Source organism: Acinetobacter sp. YH12112 (genome assembly GCF_013418945.1).
GTDB classification, from domain to species: domain Bacteria; phylum Pseudomonadota; class Gammaproteobacteria; order Pseudomonadales; family Moraxellaceae; genus Acinetobacter; species Acinetobacter indicus.
This window is the reverse complement of the sequence record NZ_VPBA01000013.1, coordinates 20,854-46,017: the sequence shown is the minus strand read 5'-3', so window position 1 is coordinate 46,017 and position 25,164 is coordinate 20,854. Positions and strand designations below refer to the sequence as shown.

26 protein-coding genes and 4 tRNA genes are annotated in these 25,164 nt (G+C 45.6%); 21 read left to right on the top strand and 9 right to left on the bottom strand.

Going from position 1 to position 25,164, the window contains the following annotated elements; genetic code table 11:
• The first annotated feature begins 2 nt into the window (after positions 1-2).
• The 6 genes from FTU50_RS06785 (at position 3) to FTU50_RS06760 (ending at position 6,026) form a co-directional block, all read left to right on the top strand.
• On the top strand, positions 3-1,892 hold the full coding sequence (locus FTU50_RS06785) for a M48 family metallopeptidase (RefSeq protein WP_104505564.1): 1,890 nt from the start codon (positions 3-5) through the stop codon (positions 1,890-1,892).
• 136 nt (positions 1,893-2,028) lie between these two features.
• A complete protein-coding gene (locus tag FTU50_RS06780; RefSeq protein ID WP_180054818.1) occupies positions 2,029-2,700 on the top strand; it encodes a hypothetical protein in 672 nt (223 codons plus the stop codon).
• The gene (locus FTU50_RS06775; protein ID WP_180054816.1) at positions 2,697-3,665 is read left to right on the top strand and encodes a D-glycerate dehydrogenase; all 969 of its coding nucleotides are present in this window, start codon (positions 2,697-2,699) and stop codon (positions 3,663-3,665) included. The genes FTU50_RS06780 and FTU50_RS06775 overlap by 4 nt, the downstream gene beginning before the upstream one ends.
• Positions 3,666-3,747: 82 nt before the next feature.
• Positions 3,748-5,187, top strand: a complete 1,440-nt coding sequence (locus FTU50_RS06770) for a M48 family metalloprotease (protein WP_180054814.1) — start codon at positions 3,748-3,750, stop codon at positions 5,185-5,187.
• Between the two features lie 38 nt (positions 5,188-5,225).
• Entirely contained in the window at positions 5,226-5,621 is a 396-nt protein-coding gene (locus tag FTU50_RS06765) for a GFA family protein (protein ID WP_180045962.1), read from the top strand.
• Between the two features lie 48 nt (positions 5,622-5,669).
• Positions 5,670-6,026, top strand: a complete 357-nt coding sequence (locus FTU50_RS06760) for a hypothetical protein (RefSeq protein WP_171502426.1) — start codon at positions 5,670-5,672, stop codon at positions 6,024-6,026.
• A 117-nt stretch (positions 6,027-6,143) separates the two neighbouring features.
• Here FTU50_RS06760 and FTU50_RS06755 read toward each other — a convergent pair whose 3' ends face one another.
• Both FTU50_RS06755 and rpsU read right to left on the bottom strand, forming a co-directional pair.
• The gene (locus FTU50_RS06755) at positions 6,144-6,590 is read right to left on the bottom strand and encodes a GatB/YqeY domain-containing protein (protein ID WP_005177146.1); all 447 of its coding nucleotides are present in this window, start codon (positions 6,588-6,590) and stop codon (positions 6,144-6,146) included.
• Positions 6,591-6,623: 33 nt separating this feature from the next.
• Entirely contained in the window at positions 6,624-6,839 is a 216-nt protein-coding gene (gene rpsU, locus FTU50_RS06750; RefSeq protein WP_001136722.1) for a 30S ribosomal protein S21, read from the bottom strand.
• Between the two features lie 147 nt (positions 6,840-6,986).
• On the opposite strand from rpsU, the gene tsaD reads away from it, so the two are divergent.
• On the top strand, positions 6,987-8,003 hold the full coding sequence (gene tsaD / locus FTU50_RS06745; protein ID WP_160241428.1) for a tRNA (adenosine(37)-N6)-threonylcarbamoyltransferase complex transferase subunit TsaD: 1,017 nt from the start codon (positions 6,987-6,989) through the stop codon (positions 8,001-8,003).
• Positions 8,004-8,339: 336 nt separating this feature from the next.
• Positions 8,340-8,654, top strand: a complete 315-nt coding sequence (locus FTU50_RS06740) for a hypothetical protein (protein ID WP_141667071.1) — start codon at positions 8,340-8,342, stop codon at positions 8,652-8,654.
• 39 nt (positions 8,655-8,693) lie between these two features.
• Here the strand turns inward: FTU50_RS06740 and FTU50_RS06735 are convergent, their stop codons facing one another.
• The gene (locus FTU50_RS06735) at positions 8,694-9,233 is read right to left on the bottom strand and encodes a hypothetical protein (protein WP_074382963.1); all 540 of its coding nucleotides are present in this window, start codon (positions 9,231-9,233) and stop codon (positions 8,694-8,696) included.
• A gap of 136 nt (positions 9,234-9,369) precedes the next feature.
• On the opposite strand from FTU50_RS06735, the gene FTU50_RS06730 reads away from it, so the two are divergent.
• The 3 genes from FTU50_RS06730 (at position 9,370) to FTU50_RS15535 (ending at position 10,513) form a co-directional block, all read left to right on the top strand.
• A complete protein-coding gene (locus FTU50_RS06730) occupies positions 9,370-10,068 on the top strand; it encodes a hypothetical protein (protein ID WP_141667070.1) in 699 nt (232 codons plus the stop codon).
• A gap of 166 nt (positions 10,069-10,234) precedes the next feature.
• Positions 10,235-10,372 (top strand): hypothetical protein, encoded by a 138-nt coding sequence (locus FTU50_RS06725; RefSeq protein WP_157797501.1) that lies wholly within the window; start codon positions 10,235-10,237, stop codon positions 10,370-10,372.
• Between the two features lie 6 nt (positions 10,373-10,378).
• A complete protein-coding gene (locus FTU50_RS15535; RefSeq protein ID WP_257222781.1) occupies positions 10,379-10,513 on the top strand; it encodes a hypothetical protein in 135 nt (44 codons plus the stop codon).
• A gap of 389 nt (positions 10,514-10,902) precedes the next feature.
• Here the strand turns inward: FTU50_RS15535 and FTU50_RS06720 are convergent, their stop codons facing one another.
• Positions 10,903-11,781, bottom strand: coding sequence for an ATP-binding protein (locus FTU50_RS06720; RefSeq protein WP_168405100.1), 879 nt, complete (start codon positions 11,779-11,781; stop codon positions 10,903-10,905).
• Between the two features lie 180 nt (positions 11,782-11,961).
• Between FTU50_RS06720 and FTU50_RS06715 the strand changes: the two genes are divergently transcribed.
• The 6 genes from FTU50_RS06715 to FTU50_RS06690 all read left to right on the top strand — a co-directional run bounded on the left by FTU50_RS06715 (position 11,962) and on the right by FTU50_RS06690 (position 14,872).
• A complete protein-coding gene (locus FTU50_RS06715) occupies positions 11,962-13,476 on the top strand; it encodes a DUF3336 domain-containing protein (protein ID WP_005177157.1) in 1,515 nt (504 codons plus the stop codon).
• Complete coding sequence (locus tag FTU50_RS06710) at positions 13,442-14,278, top strand: protein kinase (protein WP_180054812.1); 837 nt, start codon at positions 13,442-13,444, stop codon at positions 14,276-14,278. Before FTU50_RS06715 ends, FTU50_RS06710 begins: the two co-directional genes overlap by 35 nt.
• A 107-nt stretch (positions 14,279-14,385) precedes the next feature.
• A tRNA-Leu gene (locus FTU50_RS06705) sits at positions 14,386-14,470 on the top strand.
• Between the two features lie 33 nt (positions 14,471-14,503).
• A tRNA-Trp gene (locus FTU50_RS06700) sits at positions 14,504-14,577 on the top strand.
• Between the two features lie 39 nt (positions 14,578-14,616).
• Positions 14,617-14,701, top strand: a tRNA-Leu gene (locus tag FTU50_RS06695).
• An 86-nt stretch (positions 14,702-14,787) separates the two neighbouring features.
• Positions 14,788-14,872 (top strand) — tRNA-Leu (locus tag FTU50_RS06690).
• 158 nt (positions 14,873-15,030) lie between these two features.
• Here FTU50_RS06690 and FTU50_RS06685 read toward each other — a convergent pair.
• Entirely contained in the window at positions 15,031-15,234 is a 204-nt protein-coding gene (locus tag FTU50_RS06685) for a hypothetical protein (protein WP_005177162.1), read from the bottom strand.
• A 452-nt stretch (positions 15,235-15,686) separates the two neighbouring features.
• On the opposite strand from FTU50_RS06685, the gene FTU50_RS06680 reads away from it, so the two are divergent.
• Positions 15,687-15,959, top strand: coding sequence for a hypothetical protein (locus FTU50_RS06680; protein WP_005177167.1), 273 nt, complete (start codon positions 15,687-15,689; stop codon positions 15,957-15,959).
• A gap of 15 nt (positions 15,960-15,974) precedes the next feature.
• On the opposite strand, the gene gloB is transcribed toward FTU50_RS06680, so the two are convergent.
• Positions 15,975-16,709, bottom strand: coding sequence for a hydroxyacylglutathione hydrolase (gene gloB, locus FTU50_RS06675; protein WP_180054810.1), 735 nt, complete (start codon positions 16,707-16,709; stop codon positions 15,975-15,977).
• Between the two features lie 128 nt (positions 16,710-16,837).
• On the opposite strand from gloB, the gene FTU50_RS06670 reads away from it, so the two are divergent.
• Entirely contained in the window at positions 16,838-18,814 is a 1,977-nt protein-coding gene (locus tag FTU50_RS06670) for an acyltransferase family protein (protein WP_180054808.1), read from the top strand.
• 60 nt (positions 18,815-18,874) lie between these two features.
• Here FTU50_RS06670 and FTU50_RS06665 read toward each other — a convergent pair whose 3' ends face one another.
• Positions 18,875-20,107, bottom strand: a complete 1,233-nt coding sequence (locus FTU50_RS06665) for a pyridoxal phosphate-dependent aminotransferase (RefSeq protein WP_005177173.1) — start codon at positions 20,105-20,107, stop codon at positions 18,875-18,877.
• Between the two features lie 155 nt (positions 20,108-20,262).
• Here FTU50_RS06665 and msrB point away from each other — a divergent pair, with 155 nt between their 5' ends.
• Complete coding sequence (gene msrB / locus FTU50_RS06660; RefSeq protein ID WP_005177175.1) at positions 20,263-20,682, top strand: peptide-methionine (R)-S-oxide reductase MsrB; 420 nt, start codon at positions 20,263-20,265, stop codon at positions 20,680-20,682.
• On the top strand, positions 20,679-21,161 hold the full coding sequence (locus tag FTU50_RS06655) for a glutathione peroxidase (RefSeq protein WP_104469920.1): 483 nt from the start codon (positions 20,679-20,681) through the stop codon (positions 21,159-21,161). The genes msrB and FTU50_RS06655 overlap by 4 nt, the downstream gene beginning before the upstream one ends.
• Before the next feature lie 124 nt (positions 21,162-21,285).
• Here the strand turns inward: FTU50_RS06655 and dapC are convergent, their stop codons facing one another.
• The gene (gene dapC / locus FTU50_RS06650; RefSeq protein WP_168370450.1) at positions 21,286-22,455 is read right to left on the bottom strand and encodes a succinyldiaminopimelate transaminase; all 1,170 of its coding nucleotides are present in this window, start codon (positions 22,453-22,455) and stop codon (positions 21,286-21,288) included.
• Between the two features lie 24 nt (positions 22,456-22,479).
• Complete coding sequence (glnD, locus tag FTU50_RS06645; RefSeq protein ID WP_005177196.1) at positions 22,480-25,143, bottom strand: [protein-PII] uridylyltransferase; 2,664 nt, start codon at positions 25,141-25,143, stop codon at positions 22,480-22,482.
• Positions 25,144-25,164 lie beyond the last annotated feature (21 nt).

The following is a 25,164-nucleotide window of genomic DNA, read 5'->3' as shown; positions in this document are numbered from 1 at the left end:
CATTGAAAGATGTAGGTTACTACTTTATTAAAAACAAGAATATGATGTGGTCTGCAAGCCTGTGTCTGCTTGCGGTCATCCTGACAATTTTTATTTTAAATACTGTACTGGGGTTGCTGGTGCATTATATTGATGCTTCGCAGTCCATTTACTGGCATAGCTTAAGTCCTTATCTGGTCGCGGTACTGCTGTCTTTAATGGGCATTTCCATTGCCATTGAATTATATATTTTCCGTTCTGGCGGCCACTCACTGGCCAAGCAGCTGTGTGCACGTCGTTTAAGCCTGATTGAAAGCACGCCGGAAGAAAGTGTTGCCTTAAAAATTACCGAACAGCTGGCCGATACCTTCGCGATTGATACACCGGCGCTGTATGTCCTGCCGGATGAGGTCGGGGTAAATGCACTGACCGCCGGTTTTTATCCACGCGATATTGCGATTATTCTGACCTGGGGCGCCTTGCAAAACCTGGATGAGCAGGAACTGTATGGCTTGCTCAGTCATGAGTTTCATCAAATTTTAAGTGGTGAAACTGCGGAAAATACCAAGCTGAAAATTCTCTACAGCAGCCTGACCACGTTTAGCCAGTGGGGCAGTAAAGTGGCCAAACTCGGCTTTGGCAAGCAGTATTACAACACCGCTTATGCACCTGCCACGCCTTTTGTTGCACTGGGCGGCATGATCTGGCTGATTGGCAGCTTAGGCATGCTGATTACCCGTTTTATTAAATATTTAAACCTGAGCGGGCGTACCTTTAAAAACGACCTGAAAACCAAACGTTTAATCCAGAACAATGCCAATATTCAAACCCTGCTCAGGATTTATGTGCACCATGCCGGTTCGCAAATTCACAGTGAATATTCGGAATCAATTGCGCATATGTGTTTTGCCAACTCGCTGAGTCCGCAAAGCTGGTTGAATATCCATCCGAGTATTGATGCGCGGATTTATGAGTTAAATCCGGCACTGGTGCAGGATCTACAACTGGAAAATTTAAAAAAGCTGCGCAGTCAGCCCTGGTTTGGTCTGTTTCGTTCACTGGAAGAGGTCAATGGTGAATATTATGCACCGTGGAGTTCGCCGCAACCTTTGCCTTTATTGCGGTTATCCCCGATTAGTTTTGCCATTAAAGATGCAATCAAGCCGCTGAAACCGGAAATCCGCCGTAATATGCCGCGTCCGGAACTGATCCAGCGTGCCTTGCAGACGGCCACTGGTTCGCGTGAGGTGATGATGGCAATTTTAATGATTCGCCAATACCGCGAATTTATTCCGCCTGAAGTAGAAGTCAGCCGTGCCATTGTCGATGCCTTGTTGAATCTGGATGGTCGGGTGCATATCTCCATTTTTCTGGAAGCCTGCCAGAATATTGGCGGTATGCCGGCCAGTATCGCGCGGCAGTTTTTGACCAAGCTGGCCAAAATTATTCAGGAAGATGGGGAAATTGGACTGCTGGATGCCTTGCTGCTGGAGCGGGTCAAATCCGAGTTGAACCTGCTGCCGCTACATACCCCGACGGCGCTGGATGAAGTTAAACCGCAAATTGTACGTTTAATTGATGCCTTGCTGCATGTGCAGCAAATCAATAGCGGCAACCAGCTGGAAGTGCGGGAAAAAATTTTACAGCGCGTACTGACACCGTATGAAATGTCGCTGTATGAAGAAATTTCCGATGAGCCAATTGATCTGGCAGAAATTCTGAATGATATGGCCGGGCTGTTGTTGCGTGACCGTTTAAGTATTCTGGGTATTGCTGAAGCCTGTTTGTGGAATGACCGGATTATCACTCAGGATGAGCTGGATGTACTGGAGCTGCTGTACTGGCGTTTAGGCTTTGCCACCGAAGAAATGGTCGAGCGTATGCAGAAGAAAAACAGTTTAATGATTATCTAAGGACTCTATTTCTGAGTGCGGTAGGTGGATCGTGTCATCATCATTGAGCAGCTTTGATATGACTGGATGCAGAAAGCACAGCAAAACCGGACTAATCCGGCTAGAATAGCCCTATGGACATAAGTGACGATAGCAGATGATTGGGCATCAACATGAGATTTTGGCAAGTTTGGGAATTGATATATGGATTCCCCGAGATGCTGCATCTCAAAATTTACCCGCATCTTCCTTATGGCGCGATCAGGCCCCGGCAGAACTGCTGACTGAAATTGTCATGCCGGCAGCTGTCGCGGCGACAGTACCTCAAGATATTGCCTTACAGCTTAGACAGCCTGTTGCGGAACCACAAGTCTCTCCGCAAGAAAATCCAGTAGAAAGCCCGGCAGAACCTGTCACACCTGCAGCCCTGGTGGAAGTGCAGCCCGCCTTACAGATTGATGCATTTCATCTACAAGCCATTGTTAAAGAACAATATACGATTGTGCTGGATGCCACCCACATCAATGAGTCGCAGCAACAGTTATGGCGCAATATCCAGCGTGCGGCACAGGCAGAATTTTTTGAGCTGAATTGGCCTTTTGCTTTGCCTGAGCTGCAAGATGGTCGAGCGGTTTCGGTATATGTACAAGGTTTTCTGGATGCGATTGCACTGGAGAAAAAGATCATTGTGTTGGGTCAATTGCCTCATGTACAGTTAACGCAAGCTACAGCATTGCCCGCTTTGGCCGAGATGCTAGAACAGCCGCTATTGAAAAAACAGCTATGGCAGGCTATGCAAGATAAAAAACACATGACGGATCAGGAATGAAACAAAAAGTTATCGCATTTAGTCAGGTTGATCAGGACGTTTTAAGCCAGCTGAAACAGCAGTATGATGTGGTAGAAATTAGCCCGAAACTGGGTGATGTTAATGAGCAGATTCGTACTCATGTCCAAGATGCTGATGGCATGATTGGTGCGGGGCGTTTGCTCAATGCCTCTAACCTGACGGGTGCGCGCCGTCTTAAAGTGGTTTCCAGTATCAGTGTCGGTTATGACAATTATGATGTGGACTATCTGACTGAGCAAAAGATTTATCTGTGCCATACACCGCATGTGTTAACCGAAACCACTGCTGATTTGGCTTTTAGTCTGTTAATGGGAGCCGCGCGTCAGCTGGCCTATCTGGATCGCTGGACCAAACAGGGTGAATGGAAACGTACCGTTGGCCCGGCCCAGTTCGGTCAGGATATTCATGGTAAAACTTTAGGGATTATTGGTCTGGGTAATATTGGTGCCGCCATTGCCCGTCGTGGGCGTTATGGCTTTAACATGAATATTCTGTACCATAACCGCCGTGAAAATCTGGCGCAGGCGCAGCCCTTAAATGCGCAATATCACAGTTTGGATGAGCTGCTACAACAGTCGGACTTTGTGGTGGTCGCGGTGGATTTAAACGCCGACTCGATCGCTTTAATTGGTGTGCGTGAATTTGAGCTGATGCAAAAACATGCGGTATTTGTGAATATTGCCCGTGGTTCCGTGGTCAATGAACAGGCTTTAATTGACGCGCTGAAACAGAAGAAAATTTTTGCGGCCGGTCTGGATGTCTATGAAAAAGAACCGCTGCAAAGTTCGGAGCTCTTTAATCTGGACAATGTGGTGACCTTGCCGCATATTGGTTCGGCGACGGCAGAAACCCGTAAAAAAATGGCCTGGCTGGCCTATAAAAATCTGGTGGATGTGCTGGAAGGCCGGCAGCCGGGCTATGCGGTCAATGGCGGATTTGCGTAAAACTTCCTAACACTTCGTTGCATATTTCTTCGATATTGAATGCTATATTCAAGACACGAGCAGATAATTTGAGAACGGCAATTTGAAACGGTTGTTTTTAGCAGGCAGTTTAGGCCTGCTTACAGCATTCACTTCGACACATGGGGTAAACTTCACCACTTCACCACAATTTAATGTGCCAGAAATTGGCGCAGGGGTGGGGCTGATCGATCAGCAAAAAGAACGCATGATTGGTGAAAAAGTCTATCGTGAAGTGCAGCGTCAAATGCCGGTGGCGCAAAATCCGTGGCTGGAAGACCAGCTGTTCTCGGTCTTCTCGCATCTGCTCAGCCAGACCCAAATGGGCCAGCCCATTGGTCTGCTCATTATTAATGATCCGCAAATTAATGCCTTTGCCGTGCCAGGCGGTCTATTTGCCTTAAATACCGGTCTGGTGACTTCTGCGCGTAATATGGATGAAGTGGCCGGGGTGATGGCGCATGAAATTGCCCACGTGACCCAGCGTCATTATAGCCGTTCACAGGAAGCTTTTAAGGGACAGGGTCTGCTGGCACTAGCAGGTGTGCTGGTGGGTGCATTGGTAGCATCCCAGGCCGATGGTGATGCCGGTGCTGCCGTAATGATGGGTTCACAGGCTGCATTAATGGATAAGCAGCTGACCTATAGCCGTAATCAGGAACGTGAAGCCGACCGGATTGGCATGCAATATATGTATACCGCCGGTTATAACCCGCAAAGCATGGCCGATTTTTTTGAGGTAATGCATCGTGCCACCAGCCGGGTCAGTTTCCTGCCAGATTTCTGGTTTACCCATCCACTAACCACAGAACGGATGAGTGAAGCGCGTTTACGTGCCAACCAGTTGCCACGGGTGAAATCATCATTACGTGATGAAGAATTTGATATTTTAAAACAGTACACCTTGGTGGTATCCAATCAGGCGACAGAGCAGCAATTGCAGGTGCTGGCCAGCCGTAACAACTTTGCTGCACAACTGGCTTTAGCGGCTTTTTATACCCGGCAGGGAGATTATGCCTTGGCACAGCAAACCCTGGACCAGGCCAAAAATCATCGCCGTTTACATCATCTTATTAGTTTAATTCAAACTGACATCTATTTAGGGCAGAATAAGCTGAGTGAGGCTTATAAAGTGATCAGTTCACCTGCGCGGATTATGCCGGAGAATCGGGCCTTGAATTACAAGCTGGCTGAAGTGCTGATCCGGCAGAATCAGCCGGCTGAAGCACAGGCACTGGTGCAAAAGTTCCTGAACCGGAATGAGCGTGATTTAAGTGCCTGGCGTTTGATGCAGCAGGCCGCCAATATTGATCGTAGTTCGCCATTACGCACGGTGAATGTATTGCGTTATCGTGCAGAACTGCAATACTGGTCTGGATGGGAGGAAGAAGCGATTAAATCCTTGCTGCATGCCCAGCGTCTGGCCAAAGACAATCAGGCCATGACTGCCAAACTGAAAACACGTACCACAGAAATGCAGCGGGAACGACAGCTCAAAATTTAACAGCATGAAAAATCATAACAACAATAAGGAGAATAATGATGTTACAGGGACAATGTTTATGCGGGCTGGTGTATTACCATTATCAGGCCGAGCTGGAAAAGACCATTTTATGTTTTTGCCAGCATTGCCAGCGTGCGCAGGGGACCATGCTGGGCTGGAATAGCCCGATTGATCAATCCAAATTTCAAATTGTACGCGGACAGCAATATTTAAAAGAATATTTTCACAGTCCGAATAAGGCGCGGGTGTTTTGTCAGGAATGTGGTAGCCCGATTTATTCTTACCGTTTAGATTTACCGGGGGTTCTGCGTTTGCGTTTGGGAACGGTGACTGAAGGCTATGTGCCGGCACCCATCGAGCAGGCTTTTGCACATCGAAAACCGCAGTTTTTGCAAGTCAGTCTGCTGGAAACCTCTATAAGGCATGGGGTTTAAAATGCTAGAATTCCGGCTCCTGGCTAAATAATGATTTTAAATAACGCGATGAAAAAATTATGGATGGGCGTATTGCTCTGGGGGAGTCTGTCTGTGGTCCAGGCAGCAAGTGTGGAGCAGTATGTACTGGCGGTTGAGCAGATTAACCAGAGTTATAAGCAGCAGACCCGGCAGTTTTTAAAGGGCTTGAATCCGCAGCAATCGGGTTTTAGTCCGGCGCAGCAACAGCAGTTTTGTGGCATTGTGCAGAATTATATTGATCAGCTGTATAGCGCTGCAGATGAAAACCGTGCCTATCTGGATCCGCAATATCGCAACATGACCAAGCAGGATGTGGCCCAGCAGGTGTATTCATCTAAAGAAATGCAGATGCTGAAAAAATATCAGGTCAATTGTGCACACTGATAGAAGTGACTCAAGAACTGCTTAAAACTTTAGGCAGTTTTTTTATTTTCGGGAAAATAAACTGATACAGCTGTTGATGCTGTTCGGGGAGGAAGTGAGGCGTATGCCTGACTTGAATTAGCTTAATTTGGCTTTAATTTTGGCAGATACTTGTGCAGGATCGGCGCGCCCGGCTATGAGCGGACGCAGAGAATTCATCACCTTACCCATATCTTTCATGCTAGTAGCTTCTTGCGCTGCAATCGTTTGCGCAATGATGGAATCAAGTTCTTCCTCAGTCATAGCTTCTGGTAGAAACTGAGATAACACCTCAATTTCGGCTTGTTCCTTACTAGCTAAATCTTCTCGGCCAGCACCTTCAAAGGCTTTAACCGATTCTTTACGTTGTTTAATTTGCTTTTCAATGACCGCAAGAACCTGAGCATCGTCAAGCTCTTTGCGCTCATCGACTTCGATTTGCTTAATTGCCGCCTGTAGACTACGAATGACCGTTAACTTGTCCATTTCTTTAGCGCGCATTGTCGCTTTCAAAACGTCAGTAATCTGGCTTTTTAAAGTAGTCATGTTTTAATCCAGGCAGTCAATCACAAATTAATCTTAGTAAAGGCGAGTAGTACGTACTGATTCACGCGCCAATTTCTTTTGGTAGCGTTTAACAGCAGCAGCTTTTTTGCGCTTACGTTCTTGAGTTGGTTTTTCGTAGAATTCACGCTTACGTACGTCAGCTAAAACACCTGCTTTTTCGCAAGAACGTTTGAAACGACGGATAGCTACGTCTACTGGTTCGCCTTCTTTCAATTTAACTTGTGGCATGAAGAATCCTCATTAAGTTATGGATAAGATCTGGGGCCGAATTGCCCTCGATCACAAGTGAAGGTCAGTATTTTACTCATTTACATCTCATATCACAAGTCTATAATAGTTCCCGCAATAAATTTGATACAGGTTATAGGCAGTTTAATGATCGTTTTAGGCTTAGAAACATCGTGTGATGAAACAGGACTCGCGCTGTACGACAGTGAGTTGGGTTTACGCGGACAGGTGCTGTATAGCCAGATCAAACTGCATGCCGAATATGGCGGCGTGGTGCCAGAACTGGCCTCACGGGACCATGTGCGTAAACTGATTCCATTAATGAACGAACTGCTTGAGCAAAGCGGTGTGAAAAAATCGGATATTGATGCCGTGGCCTATACCCGCGGTCCGGGCCTGATGGGCGCCTTGATGACCGGGGCTCTATTTGGCCGTACCTTGGCATTTGCCTTAAATAAACCTGCGATTGGCGTGCATCATATGGAAGGGCATATGCTGGCACCGTTATTGTCTGCAACGCCGCCTGAATTTCCATTTGTTGCACTTCTGGTTTCAGGGGGGCATTCACAGCTGATGGCCGCGTATGGCATTGGTCAGTATGAACTGCTGGGTGAGTCAATTGACGATGCGGCCGGTGAAGCTTTTGATAAAGTGGCCAAGATGATGGGCTTGCCGTATCCGGGTGGGCCGAATATTGCCAAACTGGCCGAGCAGGGTGATCCGAATGCTTTTGCTTTCCCGCGTCCGATGCTGCATCAGGATTTAACCTTTTCCTTTAGTGGTTTAAAAACTGCCGTTTCGGTACAGATGAAAAAACTCGGTGATGAAAACCGTGATGCCGATATTGCCGCCAGTTTCCAGGAAGCGATTGTAGATACTTTGGTAAAAAAATCGGTGAAAGCATTAAAACAGACCGGTTTAAAACGTCTGGTGATTGCTGGTGGCGTGAGTGCCAACAAGCGTTTGCGTGAACGTCTGGAAGCCGATTTAGCCAAGATTAAAGCCACGGTTTATTATGCAGAGCCTGCGCTGTGTACCGATAATGGTGCCATGATTGCCTTTGCCGGTTATCAGCGTTTGAAAGCAGGGCAGCAGGATGGCTTGGCGGTAACCACAACGCCACGTTGGCCGATGACGGAGTTAAAAAATCCTGAAGCGGTTTAAAGATAGATAGGAAAGGGGCGGAAAGCCTCTTTTTTATTGTCTTGGTTTTATTGAGTAGAAATTTTCAACAAATAATAAATTATTTTGACTCTGCCATAGTAAGTGTTTTCTTACAGATACCGTAAAATGGTTTAATCATATAGGAATCCCGCTCTATGATAGGCGGAATTAAGAATAAATTTAATTTTTTATAAAAGTGTACAAATAAAAAATATTTTTTATTTGTCTTATTTTTGATCATTTATGGTTTTAAATAAATAGAATAAAATTAAAATAGGGAGAGTGAGTGTTTTTATTGGTTATCTTCGCTTTTAAGCAAAGATTAGAGTAGTTTAAATGAATATATCTAAATATTTTTTTATTTTAGGTCTTGGTTTGTCTGCTATTGTTAGCTTTGAAACCCAAGCATACAATTATACATCAAAAGGGGTGGGTGCAGACAGAAGTAAAGCATGTAATCAAGCTGATGAGAAAATTCAACGTGGTTCGACTACTTCAGGTTGTATATGTTCAAATATTCAACAAACCTATTGGGTTTGTAAAATAAACTATGATAAGCCTAAGCCAGTTGTATATACTGCACCTCCGATTTATCAAGCACCTGCTCCTACACGACGCTCATATAATTTCAGTGCACCAGGTGTGTTATAAGTAAAAAAGGCACTATGTTTAACATAGTGCCTTTTAAACTTAAAAACCTGTTCCATTCGCTGGATCACATTTTTGCTTAAGAAATGTCATGGCATAGTTTACACGTGTCGCTATATCTTCACTTCCTAATGAAAAAATAGTGTATGGTTCATTATTTTTTAAGCGTATAGAAACAAGTTCTTTAGATTGTTTAACTTCTAAAACCTTTCCCCAATCAATTCCATTTTCGGTACTCCCTAGTCGTAAGTCAGGTCTTAGGGATACTACCGGTTCAACCATTGAACCACCATGATAAACTCTCAAAGATAAGCTATTATTATCATAATTTATTTTGCTAATACAACGATCAATAGTAGTTACGTTGGTAATTTTACTATAGCCTTCGAGTCGTGCTGATCCATCATGCTCATCAGCCATATCTGAAAAATATTTTTTTAAATCTCCAGATTGGATACCTTTGTCTGGTAATATAATCGTTAAAAATTTTTGTGCATTTGCTACAGTTTGCTCTGCTGCTATAAGTGGTGTTGTAAATAAAAAACAGCTGGACATAATAGTCAGAGACTTTAGGTAATTCATGTATAAAAAGCCAAATAAATAAATCGTTTTATTTTAAAATAAAACTCCTCTACTTTAAAGATTAGTATTTTTCTTTTTTTAGCAGTATTAGGTAATATATAAATACAACTTAAAAGCTTGATTTTTTGATTTTCAAATGAAGAAATATTTAATTTATATATCGTTCTTTACCACCACAGGTCTTTCTGCAGAATATGTAATGATTGGACCTCCTTCTGGAGAGTGGGGGCGAACCTATGGTGAAACTTATCAAAACTCGGTAAAACAAAAAGAAATTCAAAAACAGGTCGATTTGTTGGGTAAACACCGGACAGCAGAAGCTCAAAAAATGGTGGATCTTGCAGACGCAGCGCGTAAGGCAAGAGGTGAGAATACTGATTCAGTAATTAAAAATAATGATCAAAAAAAATCAGAAATTAAAAAAGAACAGTTAAGTTTAAGTGAAAAAGAAAAGGAGCTTAAACGTAAACTGGCTCAAGTCGAGAAAGAAGAGCAAGAAGCAAGAAAGAAAATTGAGTTATTACAATATCGTAATGCAGTACGTAATGGAACCAGTGTAGGTGCACTTCGTTGTGGGAGTTCAGGGCGTCCACGTGTGCATTTGGTGGGTGTAGTTGGACGTGCAACACGACCAGATCACGTGTATTCGGATTGCCGTTTGAAGCAGGTACAGTATCGTTGTCGTGGTGAAGGAAATTGGCAATTTTATACAAATAATTTATGGGTCTTAAGTAATGCATGTATTGGTATTGGTGATGACGTAATAGTAAATGTTCACTGTGATGCTGAACAAGTTGAAGTGCGACCAACACAATTTAGCTGTGATATTCACTAAGTTATATCCAGTAGCACAGTATTCAGCTTTTATCTGTCAACTCATTTTATGAGGAATGGCAAATCTATGTATCATGTTTAGTTTCAAGGTTTTGATTAATAAGATAGTGTTTTTCAAAGAAGTATTGGAGAATTTAAAAATAAAATGAATGATAAAGGGATCAAGAATGATTCGTCCTGCGACAATTGAAGATGTGGCAGTTATTGCACAAGCGCATGTGCAGAGCGGGCAAGAAACCTGTCAGCAGATGCTCTATCTACCTATTTTGGCGGAATATAAGCTAGATACACGGCTTGCTTTATGATTGCAGGTGCTCAAGCTCAATAACCATATTCTATTGGTTACAGAAGGAGCAGGGCATATTCAGGGCTTTATTGATGTTTCGCTAAGTGAAGCAAAAGGCATTGCCAAAATTATAGCGTTATATGTATTGAAAGCTGCATAAAAGCGTAGGATTGGTCGAGTCTTGTTTAAAGAGGCATTAAAAGATATTCACCCAATGCAATATCCATAGATTTTACTCAATGTTTATGATCAGAACCCAGTCTGTCAGTTTGATGAACATATGAGAGCAAAATGCATTACTGCTGAAGATGTTAGCAATGAAGGTAAAAATCTCAAGGTTCTACATATCTATGGGACCGCGATGCATTTGCTGATTTAGATGGTTTGATTTAGTAGATTCAGAGTAAAAATTGCATGATACACAAGATAAAAGACTCGGCTTTAAAAGTCCGAGTCAGGTATTATGGCAACAACATGGTGTTGCACTTCAAATGCGAATCTAAGAAGGCCCAAAGCGATATTTACGTTGAGCCTGATCTTTTGAATTTTCTATTGTTCCAGATTATTCAACTGAGTTGCCCCAATCCAGTGCTTCGAGAACTGATAAGCGGCACGACCAGAACGCTGCCCACGCGCCTGACACCAGCGTAAAGCTTCGGCACGCGCTTCAGCGGTGAGCTCCATCTCCGCCTTTTGCAGATAATGCTCGACAATTTCTAAATACAGATTCTGATCCATTGGATAAAACGACAGCCACATCCCGAAACGATCGGACAGCGAAATTTTTTCCTCAATCGCTTCCTGTGGATGCAGCTCGGTATATTGCGGCACATCTACCCGTGTTACCGGTGTATTTTCATGCATAAACTCAGGTAATAAATGCCGGCGGTTACTGGTGGCATAAATCACAAAATTACTTGAACCGGACTGTAATGAACCATCTAGCACGCTTTTTAAAGAACGATAATTTTCATCTTCGGCGTTAAAGGCCAGATCATCACAATAGACAATAAATTTTTCCGGCCGATCTGCAATCAGCTTCTGAATTTCAGGCAAATCCGATAAATCATCACGTTCAATTTCAATTAACCGTAACCCTTGTGCTTCATACTCGGTTAGCAGGGCACGCACAATGGAAGATTTTCCGGTACCACGTGAACCGGTAAGCAGTACATCATTGGCCGGTAAGCCTTTTAAAAACTGCAAGGTATTTTGAATTACTTTTTCTTTTTGTTTTTCAATGCCTTTTAAATCTTCCAGATAGATTTTTCGTGGCTGGTAAATGGCTTTTAACTGTTGATCCTGCCATTTAAATGCCGATGCAGAAAAATCGGTGGCTTGCTTGAGTTCAGGCAAATGTTGCTGGAGCTGCTGTAAAACGGTTGCAAGCGAGGTGAGAATATTATCGGGTAAATCAATATGCGCCATGATTATTCAGCTTTTCGGTCTAGGTCAAAAGATTATCGGGTGCACAAACGACTGTATACCAAGGCGAAATGATTTAGCAATGAAAACATGAATTATGCAATTGAAGAATGTCTGAAATTTCTGCATAGTTAGGAGACATCGACAGATCAGCGCCTATTCAGCGAAGCGCAGAGGGAAGCTATGTTGTTTAAAGAGTTTAGCCAGGACATTAATCCTCATCAGGCCTATCGGATCAAAAAATTAAAACGAAAAATAGAACATGCCGAGAGTTACGAAGAATGGAAAAATCTGGCACTAAAAATAGATGAAGAATCGGGGGCGCAGGAATGGAAGTATGACAACACCTCGCCGTATTTTGATGCTGAAATTATTGCCCATCGTCTGAATTTATTACGCCGTTACCGCCTGGCAGAGCGCACCAGCGACCTGATGTATATTCTGCGTGAAGGCCTGACCTATGATGTGGCCAATATTGCCCATCCGATGCTGTTTACCGCGACCTATGTCGGCACCAAAAAAATTATTGAAGATTATATTGAAGAAGTCAGCAACAGTCTGGCCTTTATTGCATCCAAAGAATGCCATTTACTCAGTACTCAGGAAAAGATCGAATTTTTTAAAAACTGTCAGGTGGCCTATGGCCAGCCGGCGATTATGTTTTCAGGCGGGGCAACCCTGGGTCTGTTTCATACCGGCGTGTGCAAGGCGCTGCTCGAGCGTGACCTGATGCCGCAAGTGCTGTCCGGTTCCAGTGCTGGGGCGATTATGACCGCCATGCTTGGCATTTCTAAACCATCGGAGATGATGCACATTTTAAATGGCGAATCGTTCTTTACTGAAGCTTTTCATTTTCGCCGCTGGGAAGACATTTTAAAGGGCAATGGCGGTATTGCCGATGTGCGCTATCTAAAAAAATTCCTGCTCACCAACCTGGGTGATGTCACCTTTGAAGAAGCCTTTAAGGTGTCCGGGCTGCATATCAATATTGCAGTCGCACCGTATGATGCATCACAGGAAGCACGCATCATGAACAGTTATACCTCGCCAGATTTGCTGGTCTGGAGTGCGGCTTTGGCTTCCTGTGCGGTGCCGGTGCTGTTTCCGCCGGTGCGTTTAACCAGTAAACGGCAGGATGGTGAACATACACCCTATATGGGCAGAACCCGCTGGGTCGATGGCAGTGTGCGTAGTGATTTCCCGCAGGAAAAAATGGCGCGTTTGTATAATGTGAATTACACCATTGCCAGTCAGGTCAATCCGCATGTGGTGCCGTTTATGCAAACCGATGCCGAGCGTTTCCGTAAAGATATGCTGAGCTGGCCGGAGCGCATTGTGCGCCGTCAAGGCAAAGTGATTAGTAAGGGGATTATGGACTTTACCCGTGAACGTGTCGGTGGTGTGCCGGCGGTACGCCGTCTGCTCGATCATGGCCATGGCATTGTCGATCAGCGTTATTATGGTGATGTGAATATTGTTGGCAAATATGGCTGGCGTCATTATAGCTATATGTTGCAAAATCCGCGTCCACACCTGTTCCGATTGCTGCAACGCGAAGGTGAACGCGCCACCTGGCCAAAAATCTCCATGATTGAAACCCATGCCCGCGTGGGTAAAACCATTCAGCATTGTCTGGAACTTTTAGAATATCAGCAGAACCCCGTTGAACACGCCAAATCCGAATTTATTGCCGTTTAGTCCGGCTGAACTTGAACACTATTGTTTTGAGTTAAAAACCAAGCCGCAAAGCTTCAAGATGGGGCGGCGTCTGTTTCAGTTTCAACAAGGGCAATCTGTATACTGGTTGAAAGCCCAGCAGAGGGATGCGCATCCGCAACTGAGCGCAGGTTTTTGCCGAGAGCTGGATTTTTATCGCCAGTTTCAGCAGGCAGATGCACCGGATTTTTTACTGCCATTCTATTGTAGTCAAAATACCGAAATGCTGTGCATTCAGCAGGAGACTTTTCAGGATTATCTGATTGTGCCAGATGCGCCGGCGTTTTTTACTTTAGCACCCTCACAATTTAGCCCAAGCCAGATTCAAACACGCTTGCTACAGGTACTGGACAGTCTGGAACAGCTAACACGGTTGGGCTATCTACATGCAGATTTAAAAGTCGAACATTGGCGCGAATGGACAGGGCAGGTCAAACTGATTGATTTTGAGCAGTTGCAGGCCATAGATGATCCGCTAATGTCCAATATGACCGCCACACCACGCTATATGGCACCTGAATTATTTCATGGTGAAGCCAAAACGCTGGCCAGTGATCTCTATGCATTGGGGATTATTATCTATGAATGGCTGACTCAGCGCCGTTTACAGGCCAAAAGCTATCAGGATTGGGCCTATTTGCATTGTCAGCAGCTTAAAATTGAGTTACCCGCAGCGTATTTGGGCTTTCAAGACTTGCTTGAGGTGATGCTCAACAAACAAAAAAGCCAGAGAGAAGTCAGTTTTTTTGCCTTAAAAACGCTGTTAAGCACTGAAAATGCTTAAGAAAAAACCCAAATAGAGGCTTTTGTTTTTTATTTAAACAAACAAGTGGCTTTTTCATAAAAAGGGCTTGTCATCGGGAAGTGATCTCTATAATATACACAGCCATCGGGGGCGTGGCGAAATTGGTAGACGCACTGGATTTAGGTTCCAGCGCTGCGAGGCGTGAGAGTTCGAGTCTCTCCGCCCCCACCACTTAATTATCAAGTGAGCTTGATTTTAGGTAACAGAGGATTGGTGTAATGGTAGCATGACGGTCTCCAAAACCGTTCGTCAAGGTTCGAATCCTTGATCCTCTGCCAGAATTTTGAGAAATCCAGCATTAAGTTGGTACCCGGTATGGGGGCGTGGCGAAATTGGTAGACGCACTGGATTTAGGTTCCAGCGCTGCGAGGCGTGAGAGTTCGAGTCTCTCCGCCCCCACCACTCAAAATCAGCAAGGTTAAACTCCTCGCTTCTTTTGTTGAACCGGCCAGCTTGAGTATTTCTTCAAAAAATTGGCATCTTTATATGGGGATGTGGCGGAATTGGTAGACGCACTGTGTTCAGGTCGCAGCGCCGCAAGGTGTAAGAGTTCGAGTCTCTTCATCCCCACCAAATTCTGAAAAAGCAGGGCAGATGTCCTGCTTTTTTATTGCCTGTTATTTTGTCAGGCTTTTATCTCGCCCAAAGAAAAGCCCGCAGAACAGACGGTTCAACGGGCTCAAGTTATGAGAACACTTTATTTTTCTCGATCAAAGAGTGCGTAAACGAATTCAGGCTTTTAAGTGGTCCTCAAATTCTTCACCGAGTTGTACGGCTAGTGCATTGCCGGCCAGTTCACCAGTGACCAGACCATATTCTTTTTTAAAACTAAAGGTAAAACCACGGCCATCGGCTAAATTTTTGACTGAATATCCCAGTTTTTCTAACCAAATACGAAAGGCAATTAAATTTTTAGCTTTTACCACTTTTTTCACGAGTGTACTCCCTTATCTTCAATAAAGTATAGATATGGTTATATCAAGATTTTTTAAAGGGCAAAATTCAAGAATGTGTCAAAAAATATTGAGACTGATGATTTTTGCAGCAAAAAAGACAGAATTTGAGCGCCTGAAAAACATGTATTGATGAATAAAGCGGCAGAATTTTAAGCAAATTTTAAATTAATTGATTGATATATTTGATGTATTTTTATTCTAAATTTTCAACATTATCTATGGGCTATTTAAGCCGGCTTGAAATAATTTGTTAAATATTGATGACAACACATCTTTAAGTATTTCTTACAACCTCGGCCCGGCGCGAGATAAAAAGTTGTAGCGATCTGCCGGCTATAATTTGCATACGCTGAGTGATTGATGGCTTTATTTTAAGCCATAGCGGGCCTGGAGATCGGGTATCATAAAGTACAGCCACAGGAGTGAGTAAGATGACGCCAAATACTATTGAAGCTGACGTACAGCAGACCATTCAACAGATGCAGCAACAGGGCCAAACCCCGGTGGCGGTAATGCTAGGCCATGAAGACTGGCTGGTCTTTACCGAACAATCGCAGGTGGCCTACACTCCATTTGGCAGTGCGCGTCGTTATCAACCAGCGTTGGGCGGCTTACTGCTGGTACGCATTGATGAAATGAATGCGGTACGTGTGGTGACACAGACCGAGCTGGATGCGTATGCGGCCAGTCACCAGCTGTTATAAACCGGTTAAACCGCTTTAAAAATTATCTTTCATTTCACGTAATTTTTGGAATTCTTCGACGCTGTCCACCCGTAAAAAAGGATTGGTCTGCAGTTCCAGTTCAATGGTACTTGGCAAGGTCGGCTGATTTAGCAGGCGTAAATCTTCCACCTGCTGATAACGCTGTTGTAGCGCCAGATTATCCGGTTCAACATGCAGGGCAAATTTGGCATTGGATAGGGTATATTCGTGGGTGCAGTACACTTGGGTGCGCGCTGGTAATGCCGCCAGACGGTTTAAAGAGTGATACATCTGCTCAAAGGTGCCTTCAAAAACCCGGCCGCAGCCCATCGCAAACAGGGTATCACCGCAAAACAGGGTATCGATGGCATCCATAAAGTACACAATATGCCCCAGGGTATGGCCGGGAACTGTCAGTACATCCACCTGCAGATCATGAAATTTAAAATGGGCTTCATGCTGCAAAGGGTGGGTGATAAACGGGATTTTACTCAGCTCTTCGCGCGGGCCATAGACCGGAATATTGCGGGATTGCAGCAGTTCTGGCACACCCCCAATATGGTCTTTATGCCAGTGGGTCAGCCAGATCTGGCTTAAATTTAAACCATGTTCACGGCAATACTGTTCCACCGGTTCGGCTTCGGTGGGGTCGACCACAATCACATCTCTGGATGTACTATGTTCCAGCAGCCAAATATAATTCTGTAACTGGTTCTCAATATCCAGCAGATGCACTTTATAGTTGCTCATCCCTTACCCCCACATAATATAATGCCCAGTATAGCCTGAAAGCATGTTGTCGTCGCTGTGTATCCAAAATTGATCTTTGACTGAAAAGGTCTACAATAAGCCACGTTTCAATTTTCCCCTGCACGTTCATGAGTTTTGCCTATCGCGCCGATATTGACGGTTTAAGAGCGATTGCCGTCCTGTTGGTGATTTTTAATCATATTGGCCTGTCTATTTTCCCCGGTGGTTATATTGGCGTCGATATTTTCTTTGTGATTTCGGGCTATTTAATTACCTTGATTTTAAGCAAAGAAATCCAGAACCAGACTTTCTCAATCGGTCGCTTTTATAAAAAGCGGGTGGTGCGTTTGGCACCGGCCTATTTTACTGTACTGAGTGTGGTGAGTCTGGTGGCCTGGCAGGTGATGCTGCCCGATGAGCTGAGTCGTTATTTCGACAGTGTCTTTTATGCCACGTTTCTGATGGCCAATATTTATATGCAGCGTGAAGTCGGTGATTACTTCAGTCAGAGTGTCAATGAAGTGCCGCTGCTGCATTTATGGTCGTTGGGCGTTGAAGAGCAGTTCTATATTTTCTGGCCGCTGATTCTGCTGTGCTTTATGAAAAGAAGTAACCGGCAATGGGGTCTGCTGATGGTCGGATCTTTTATTCTCATGTCGTTGCTGTATGCGCAGCAGCAGTTGAGCGTGAATGCCGAGAAAGCCTATTACAGTATGCCGGTCCGCGCCTTTGAACTGCTCTTGGGTGCGCTGATCTGCTTTTTGCCACAAATAAAATGGTCAAAATGGCTGGCGCAAACGCTGGTCTGGAGTTGTCTGGCGCTGTTGTTAGGCACGGCAATGTGGTTGGATCATGCCACACCATTTCCGGGCGCAATGGCGCTGATTCCATGTCTGGCAACGGCCTTGATTATTTATATCGGCCAGAGCGTGCAGTCGCAGAATGTGGTACTGACCAACCGTTTTAGCCTCTGGATGGGCAAAATTTCCTATCCTTTATATTTATGGCACTGGCCGGTAATTGTACTGTTCAGTATCTATATGCTGCCGGTTAATGCCGGTTATCAGCTGGCTATGGTGCTGCTTAGTATCGCGCTGGCCTATCTGACTTATCGTTATATTGAACAGCCGAGCAAAGGTTTTGTGATGGCTGCCAATTACAAGGTCATTCTGAGCGGTTTTGTGGCGCCGGCGCTCTGTTTTATTGGCGTGGCGCAGCTGGTCAGTCAGCATCAGGGTTTTCCGGAGCGGCTAAGTCCGCAAGTGCAAAACCAGATGGCAGCCTTAAATTCGTTTGCGCATGGCATCCGGCAGAAATGTCACAGCTTTCCCAATCCTGAAACGCTGGCCAATCCGCAAGACTGTGTGCTGGGTGTGGAAAAACCGCAGATTGATTTTATGCTGATTGGTGATTCACATGCCAACAGCTATACCGGACTGCTGGATGTCTGGGCCAAAGATGCTGGACTGCGCGGTTATGACAGCACTCAGGACACCACTATTTATTTACCGGGTGTCCAGCGTGGCCGTGGTGAGCATGAAGTGGCTGCCTTTCAAGCCCGCAATGACGCAATTGAGGCGCATTTAAAACAGCATCATTATCAGTTTGTGGTGATGTCAGCTGCCTTTAGCCAGTATCTGGATGCCGGGCATGATCTGCATCCGAGCGCAGAAGAGGACAGTCAGGTCGCGAATCATTTAGACAGTTATTTTGCCGGTTTACAGGCTGCGGTGGATAGTGCACTGGCCAGCAGCGAGTATGTAGTGATGCTGATGGATGTTCCGGTGATTGATCCGGATCAGGCCAATTGTTCATTACGCCGTGAATGGCTGGGGATTGAGCGTGAATGCGCGGTGTCGGCAGAGGAATTCCAGCAGAGCAATGCACCAATTTATCAGTGGATGAGCGAATTGCAGCAGCAGTATCCACAACTGATTGTGGTCGAGCCGACCAAGGTGCTGTGTGATGCGCAGCAATGTGATTTAAGTGTCGAGGGAACGCCGCTGTACCGAAATCAGGATGATGATCATCTCAGTTTTAAAGGTTCGGAAGCGCTGGGGCAGGCCTATTTACAGCAATACGGCAATCCGCTGAAATCGCTTTAATCTTTCTCGTTTGCACAAAAAAGCCGTGAATTGATCACGGCTTTTTTATTGTATTTCAGCTTAGCGGATTTTCGCCAGGAAACGGCCTAAACGGCTAAGCGCTTCACGTAATTCATTTTCAGCTGGCAGGAACACCACACGGAAATGATCTGGGGTTGGCCAGTTAAAGCCGGTGCCTTGAACCAGCAGCACTTTTTCGGCTTTCAGGAAATCCAGCATCAGTTTTTCATCATCTTCAATGGCGTAGACATTTGGGTCCAGTTTCGGGAAGCAGTACATCGCACCTTCTGGCTTGACGCAAGACACACCCGGAATTTCGTTCAGCATTTCCCAGGCAATATTGCGCTGTTCATACAGACGGCCACCCGGACGGATCAGGTCATTAATTGACTGATAGCCACCAAGCGCGGTCTGAATCGCATATTGCGCCTGATGGTTGGCACACAGACGCATAGAGGCCAGCATGTCCAGACCTTCAATATAGTCGGCTGCGCGTGAACGGTCGCCAGTAATGGCCATCCAGCCAGAACGGTAGCCGGCAATACGGTAGGCTTTAGATAAACCGTTGAATGAAATACACAGCTGATCACCAGCCAGGGCTGCAACCGACACATGCTCAATGCCGTCATACACGATTTTGTCGTAAATTTCGTCGGCAAATAAAATCAGATCATATTTTTTTGCCAGCGCGACAATCTGTTCCAGCACATGACGTGGATAAACTGCACCGGTCGGGTTGTTCGGGTTAATAATCACAATACCGCGGGTATTGGGTGTGATTTTGCTTTCCATATCGGCCAGATCTGGATACCAGTGATTTTCTTCATCACATTTATAGTGAATGGCCGTACCACCCGATAGATTGACCGCCGCCGTCCATAGTGGATAGTCCGGCATTGGAATCAGCATTTCATCGCCATCATCCAGCAGGCCTTGCATGGCCATTACGATTAGCTCAGACACGCCATTGCCGATATAGACATCATTAACGTGCAGGTCAAAAATGCCTTTTTGCTGATAATACTGGCAAATAGCCTTACGTGCCGGGAAAATCCCTTTGGAGTCGGTATAACCGACTGCATTTGGCAGGTTCAGCGCCACATCGTTAATAATTTCCTGCGGGGCTTCAAAGCCGAAGGGGGCGGGGTTACCAATATTCAGTTTAATAATTTTATGGCCGGCTTCTTCCATTTCATTGGCCGCTCGTAACACAGGTCCGCGAATGTCGTAGCATACATGCTCGAGTTTTGAGGATTTTTTAATTTCGCGAGGAGTCGTGTTACCTGTGGACATAATTCCATCCAATTATATGTTTCTGTTAGCAAAAAATAGATTACGCAATTATCACAATCTATACTGAAATTTAGCTAGATATTTTGCAAGCTCTAGCGTAAATATGGAAGTACTGAAGCATGACATTGAATGTCAAAGATTTAAAGGAGTTAGTGATGGGAAAACTCAATAAAACAGACCGAGAATGGCAAAGAGAGTTATCACCAGAAGAGTTTCGGATTACACGACAAAAAGGAACCGAACCGGCCTTTACAGGGAAATACTGGAACAGCAAACAGGATGGGGTGTATGTGTGCCGTTGCTGTGGAGAAGCCTTATTTTCTTCCGATACCAAATACGACAGCGGCAGTGGCTGGCCAAGTTTCTACCGTCCGATTGCCCCGGGGGTCGTGGAAGAACATAACGATCAGTCGCATGGCATGGTGCGTACCGAAATTGTCTGTCATCATTGTGATGCACATTTGGGCCATGTTTTTGATGATGGACCGCAACCGACCGGCTTGCGCTATTGTGTCAACTCGGCGTCATTAGAACTAAAAACACAAGAAAAAAGTGATGAGGAAACCTATCCATGACCAACATTTATCAGTTTGAGGCTGAGTTGTTAGATGGGAAAAATAAATCATTTGCCGATTATGAAGGCAAGGTTTTATTGGTGGTGAATACCGCCAGTAAATGCGGTTTTACCCCGCAGTTTGCCGGACTGGAAAAGCTGTATGAAAAATATAAGCCCCAAGGCTTTGAGGTGCTCGGCTTTCCCTGTAACCAGTTTGGTGGCCAGGACCCCGGTTCCAATGAGCAGATCGGGGCCTTTTGCCAGAAAAATTATGGGGTCAGCTTTCCCATGTTTGCCAAGGTTGATGTCAAAGGCCCGGAAGCACACGCAATTTTCCGTTATTTAACCAATAACAGCAAAGGCATTTTGGGCAACGGCATCAAGTGGAACTTTACCAAGTTTTTAATTGGTAAAGATGGCAAAGTGCTGAATCGCTATGCACCAACCACCAAGCCGGATGCATTGGAACAGGATATTGAACAGGCTTTACAAGGTTAATACAGGACAAGCGACTTCAGCATCAGCTTTAATTTTGGGGATGATCCTCATCCATGCAAACAGTGTTTAGTCCTGCCTAAAATGAAAAATCCACTCAATAGAGTGGATTTTTTAATATCAGCACCTACAAAATCGCTTTGAGGCGTTGAATCACCTGTTCGCACTGGGCGATATCGGCCACCAAGGCTAAACGGACATGATTTTCACCCGGATTACCTTGCTCGGTTTCACGCGATAAATACCGGCCCGGCAACACTTTAATATGCGCTTTTTCCATCAGCATTTTGGCAAAGGCTTCATCATTATCAACTTTGAGCCAGTAATAGAAACCGGCATCCGGTTTTTGTAAAGGGAGTAGTTGCCCCAGCTCGCTTTGGAACAAGTCAAATTTGGCGCGGTATTGCACGCGGTTGTCTTCAACGTGCTGCTCATCATCCCAAGCCGCAATAGAGGCCAGTTGATGCTGTACCGGCATGGCTGCACCGTGATAGGTACGGTATTGCAAATACGGTTTCAGTAAATCGGCATCGCCGGCAACAAAGCCTGAACGCATCCCCGGCAGATTGGAGCGCTTGGACAGGGAATGGAAAACCACGCAGTTTTTATAGTCGTCGCGGCCTATTTCGGCACAAACTTCGAGCAGGCCAGTCGGTGCTTCATCAAACCACAGTTCTGAATAGCATTCATCTGAGGCAATTACAAAACCGTATTGATCGGACAGTGCAATCAGCTTTTTAAACTGGTCTTTGGACAGTACCGCACCGGTCGGGTTGCCCGGCGTGCAGACAAATAGCAAGGCAGTTTTTTCCCAGACTTCGGCCGGCACGGCATCAAAGTCACCTAAATACTGGTTGTCTTCGGTACAGTTAATGAAATACGGTTTGGCCCCGGCCAGTAAGGCTGCGCCTTCATAAATCTGGTAAAACGGGTTTGGCATCACCACATACGGTGCATCTTCACGTTTCACCAGTGCCTGTACAAAAGAGAAGATCGCTTCACGGGTACCTGAAACCGGTAAAACATGGTGATCTGCACTGATGCTGTTTAGCTTGAAACGGCGACTTAGCCACTGGGCAATGCTGTGGCGTAATTCAGGCAGACCCTTGCTGTTCGGGTAAGTCGATAAATGCTGGAAGTTGTCAATAATGGCCTGTTTTACAAATTCCGGTGCCGGGTGCTTCGGTTCTCCAATTGAGAGGGGAATCAGCGGTAAATCGGCCGGTTGTATATCCTGAAAAAGTCGGTTTAACTTTTCAAATGGATAAGGGTGCAATAAAGACAAACTTGAGTTCATGTAATCGTTACCGATAGGTTGATGTTAATGTTGGCACACCTGATTTGAGGCTTCATCAAGTGCTGCCTTTAATTTGGCCGCAAAGCTTTTGGCTTCTTCTGCATTCATGGGCGCGCCATCTTTTTTGGTGACAAAGAAAATATCTTCGGCACGTTCGCCTAGGGTGGCAATTTTAGCAGAATGAATATCCAGCCCCTGCATCATAAACAAGCCGCCGACTTTGGCAAGTAAGCCCGGCTGGTCAAGTGTTGCAATTTCCACCATGTTCTGGTTGAGTGCGGCATTCAGGCTAATGTCGACAGTATTTTCAATATCAAAATGGCGCAGCTGGCGCGGAATCAGGCGCTGCATCAGTCCCGGATATTTATCCGACTGGCTTAATGCGGTGACCAGTGATTGAATCACGGTGTCCTGACGCTCGGCATCGGTTAACAGGGTGCCAAAACGGTCCAGCACCACATAAGTATCTAAACTAAAGGCTTTGGTGGCGGTAATAATCCGCGCGTCCTGCACATCCAGATTCATGCGGTCTAAAATCGCCACCGTGGTGGCAAACAGGTTCGGCTGATCTTGGGTGTAAATAAAGATTTGCACCGCATCTTGCGCATATTTACGATGCGCGCGCATCAGTACCAACGGTGCCGGATTATCACTGTGCTGCAAGATGGCACGGGTATGCCAGGCAATTTCATCGGCGGTTTCTTTCAGGAAGTATTCATCGCCCAGTTCCTGCCAGACTTTTTCCACTTCTTCCAGCGAGAAATCCTCGACCAGTAATTCGCTGGCCGCAAATTTGGTGTCTTCAATCAGCATCTGATAATCCACCGGACGACCCAGGCCAGAACGGATCACATCACGGGCATGGGTGTATAGCTGGCGCATCAGCGAGGCGCGCCAGGTGTTCCATAAGGTTGGATTGGTGGCGTTAATATCGGCCACAGTTAGGGTATACAGATAATCCAGATGTTCCATATCGCCCATCAGTTCGGCGAAAGCTTTGACCACATCCGGATCGGAAATATCTTTTTTCTGTGCAGTGACTGACATCAGCAGATGGTTTTGCACCAGCCAGGCCACCAGATTGCATTCACGCTCGGTAAAGCCATGCGTGCGGCAGAAGGCAATCGCATCGGCGGCGCCAAGCTCACTATGATCGCCGCCACGACCTTTGGCAATGTCATGGAAAATTGCGGCCAGATAGACAATGTCACGACGCGCCAGACGCTGGAACACCGAGCTGACCACCGGAAAATCTTTGGCAAATTCCGGTTCTTTAAAGCGGTTCAGGTTGCGAATCAGCAGCAGGGTGTGCGCATCGACGGTATAAATATGGAACAGGTCATATTGCATCAGGCCGGTAATTTGCCCGAAAGCCGGAATATAGTTGCCCAATACACCATAGCGTTTCATTGCCACCATGGTGTCATATAAACGGTACGGCGAGCGTAAAATCGCCATAAACAGCGCCTGATGGACTGGATTATCACGAAAATCGCGGTCAATGCGTTTGGCAGCCAGGGTCAGCAGGCGTAAGGTGCGGGCACGAATCCCGGTAATTTCAGGACGATTGGCCAGCAGATAGAAAATTTCCAGAATCGCACTGGGCTTTTCAGAAAAAATCTTGTGATGCTGCACCGCCAGTTTGCCATCGACCAGTTTGAAGTTTTCATTAATTTCTTCAATCTGGCGTTCATATTGCGGCAGGCGCGGGGTAATCACCGATTCATTAAAATAGGCCAGTAACATTTCATTTAGCGTCGACACCTGCTGCGCGGTGCGGTAATAACGCTTCATGAACTGTTCAATCGGATAATTGGGTGATTTGCCTTCTTCACGGACATAGCCGAACTTGGCTGCAATATCACGCTGATAATCAAACAGCAGACGGTTTTCATCGCGTTTGGTCAGCAGGTGCAAATAATGGCGAATTTCCCAGAGGAAACTTTCGGCTTCTTCCAGCACGCCCAGCTCAAACTCGGAAATAAAACCCAGATGCACCAGATCATAAATACGGTTGACACGGAAATGCCGTTTGGCAATCCAGCCAATCTGGTTAATATCGCGGATGCCACCCGGTGCAGTTTTAATATCCGGCTCTAAATTGCTTTCGGTATGGTTGTGCTGAGCATAGCGTTTGGCTTGCTCTTCCATCTTGGCATCAAAAAAGGTTTTATCGGTCCAGGTTTGCGACACAATCCGGCGTGGCCATTTGGCCAGATGTTCATTGCCAATAATCAGTCGTGCTTCAATTAAAGCGGTGGCCACAGTCAGGTCATTGGTGGCCTGAATCACGCAATCCTGAATGGTACGCACGCTAATGCCGGGTTTGAAATTACCGACATCCCACAGCGATGAAATAAAGGTTGAAATCAGCTTTTCCTGTTCCGGCGAGATTTCATCTTCTGACAGGATCATGATGTCGACATCGGAATAGGGCAACATTTCGCGGCGGCCATAACCGCCCACCGCAAACAGGCCTAAATCGGTCTGGTCCAGTCCGGCATGTTGCCACAGGAATTTTAGCGCCTCATCAATAAAATTGGAGCGCGCCAGAATAATGTCACGGATCGAATGTCCATTTTCAAAACATTCCCCCAGCTGATGTTCAACATCACTTCGCCACTGATTAATGGCCTGAATGTCATGGTTACTTTTTACGTAATTCAGCAAGGGTAAGGTGTTGATCATGAACAGCGTTCCGTGTTGTGC

Excerpts from the sequence above, each read along its gene's own strand:
- FTU50_RS06740 (WP_141667071.1), top strand. The coding sequence starts at position 8,340 with ATGAATATATCTAAATATTTTTTTATTTTAGGTCTTGGTTTGTCTGCT.
- gloB (WP_180054810.1), bottom strand. The coding sequence starts at position 16,709 with ATGAGCAACTATAAAGTGCATCTGCTGGATATTGAGAACCAGTTACAG.
- FTU50_RS06725 (WP_157797501.1), top strand. The coding sequence starts at position 10,235 with ATGATTCGTCCTGCGACAATTGAAGATGTGGCAGTTATTGCACAAGCG.
- FTU50_RS06775 (WP_180054816.1), top strand. The coding sequence starts at position 2,697 with ATGAAACAAAAAGTTATCGCATTTAGTCAGGTTGATCAGGACGTTTTA.
- FTU50_RS06665 (WP_005177173.1), bottom strand. The coding sequence starts at position 20,107 with ATGTCCACAGGTAACACGACTCCTCGCGAAATTAAAAAATCCTCAAAA.
- FTU50_RS06655 (WP_104469920.1), top strand. The coding sequence starts at position 20,679 with ATGACCAACATTTATCAGTTTGAGGCTGAGTTGTTAGATGGGAAAAAT.
- FTU50_RS06730 (WP_141667070.1), top strand. The coding sequence starts at position 9,370 with ATGAAGAAATATTTAATTTATATATCGTTCTTTACCACCACAGGTCTT.
- FTU50_RS06735 (WP_074382963.1), bottom strand. The coding sequence starts at position 9,233 with ATGAATTACCTAAAGTCTCTGACTATTATGTCCAGCTGTTTTTTATTT.
- tsaD (WP_160241428.1), top strand. The coding sequence starts at position 6,987 with ATGATCGTTTTAGGCTTAGAAACATCGTGTGATGAAACAGGACTCGCG.
- FTU50_RS06670 (WP_180054808.1), top strand. The coding sequence starts at position 16,838 with ATGAGTTTTGCCTATCGCGCCGATATTGACGGTTTAAGAGCGATTGCC.
- FTU50_RS06680 (WP_005177167.1), top strand. The coding sequence starts at position 15,687 with ATGACGCCAAATACTATTGAAGCTGACGTACAGCAGACCATTCAACAG.
- FTU50_RS06760 (WP_171502426.1), top strand. The coding sequence starts at position 5,670 with ATGAAAAAATTATGGATGGGCGTATTGCTCTGGGGGAGTCTGTCTGTG.
- FTU50_RS06780 (WP_180054818.1), top strand. The coding sequence starts at position 2,029 with ATGATTGGGCATCAACATGAGATTTTGGCAAGTTTGGGAATTGATATA.
- rpsU (WP_001136722.1), bottom strand. The coding sequence starts at position 6,839 with ATGCCACAAGTTAAATTGAAAGAAGGCGAACCAGTAGACGTAGCTATC.
- FTU50_RS06715 (WP_005177157.1), top strand. The coding sequence starts at position 11,962 with ATGTTGTTTAAAGAGTTTAGCCAGGACATTAATCCTCATCAGGCCTAT.
- msrB (WP_005177175.1), top strand. The coding sequence starts at position 20,263 with ATGGGAAAACTCAATAAAACAGACCGAGAATGGCAAAGAGAGTTATCA.
- dapC (WP_168370450.1), bottom strand. The coding sequence starts at position 22,455 with ATGAACTCAAGTTTGTCTTTATTGCACCCTTATCCATTTGAAAAGTTA.
- FTU50_RS06765 (WP_180045962.1), top strand. The coding sequence starts at position 5,226 with ATGTTACAGGGACAATGTTTATGCGGGCTGGTGTATTACCATTATCAG.
- FTU50_RS06720 (WP_168405100.1), bottom strand. The coding sequence starts at position 11,781 with ATGGCGCATATTGATTTACCCGATAATATTCTCACCTCGCTTGCAACC.
- glnD (WP_005177196.1), bottom strand. The coding sequence starts at position 25,143 with ATGATCAACACCTTACCCTTGCTGAATTACGTAAAAAGTAACCATGAC.
- FTU50_RS06755 (WP_005177146.1), bottom strand. The coding sequence starts at position 6,590 with ATGACTACTTTAAAAAGCCAGATTACTGACGTTTTGAAAGCGACAATG.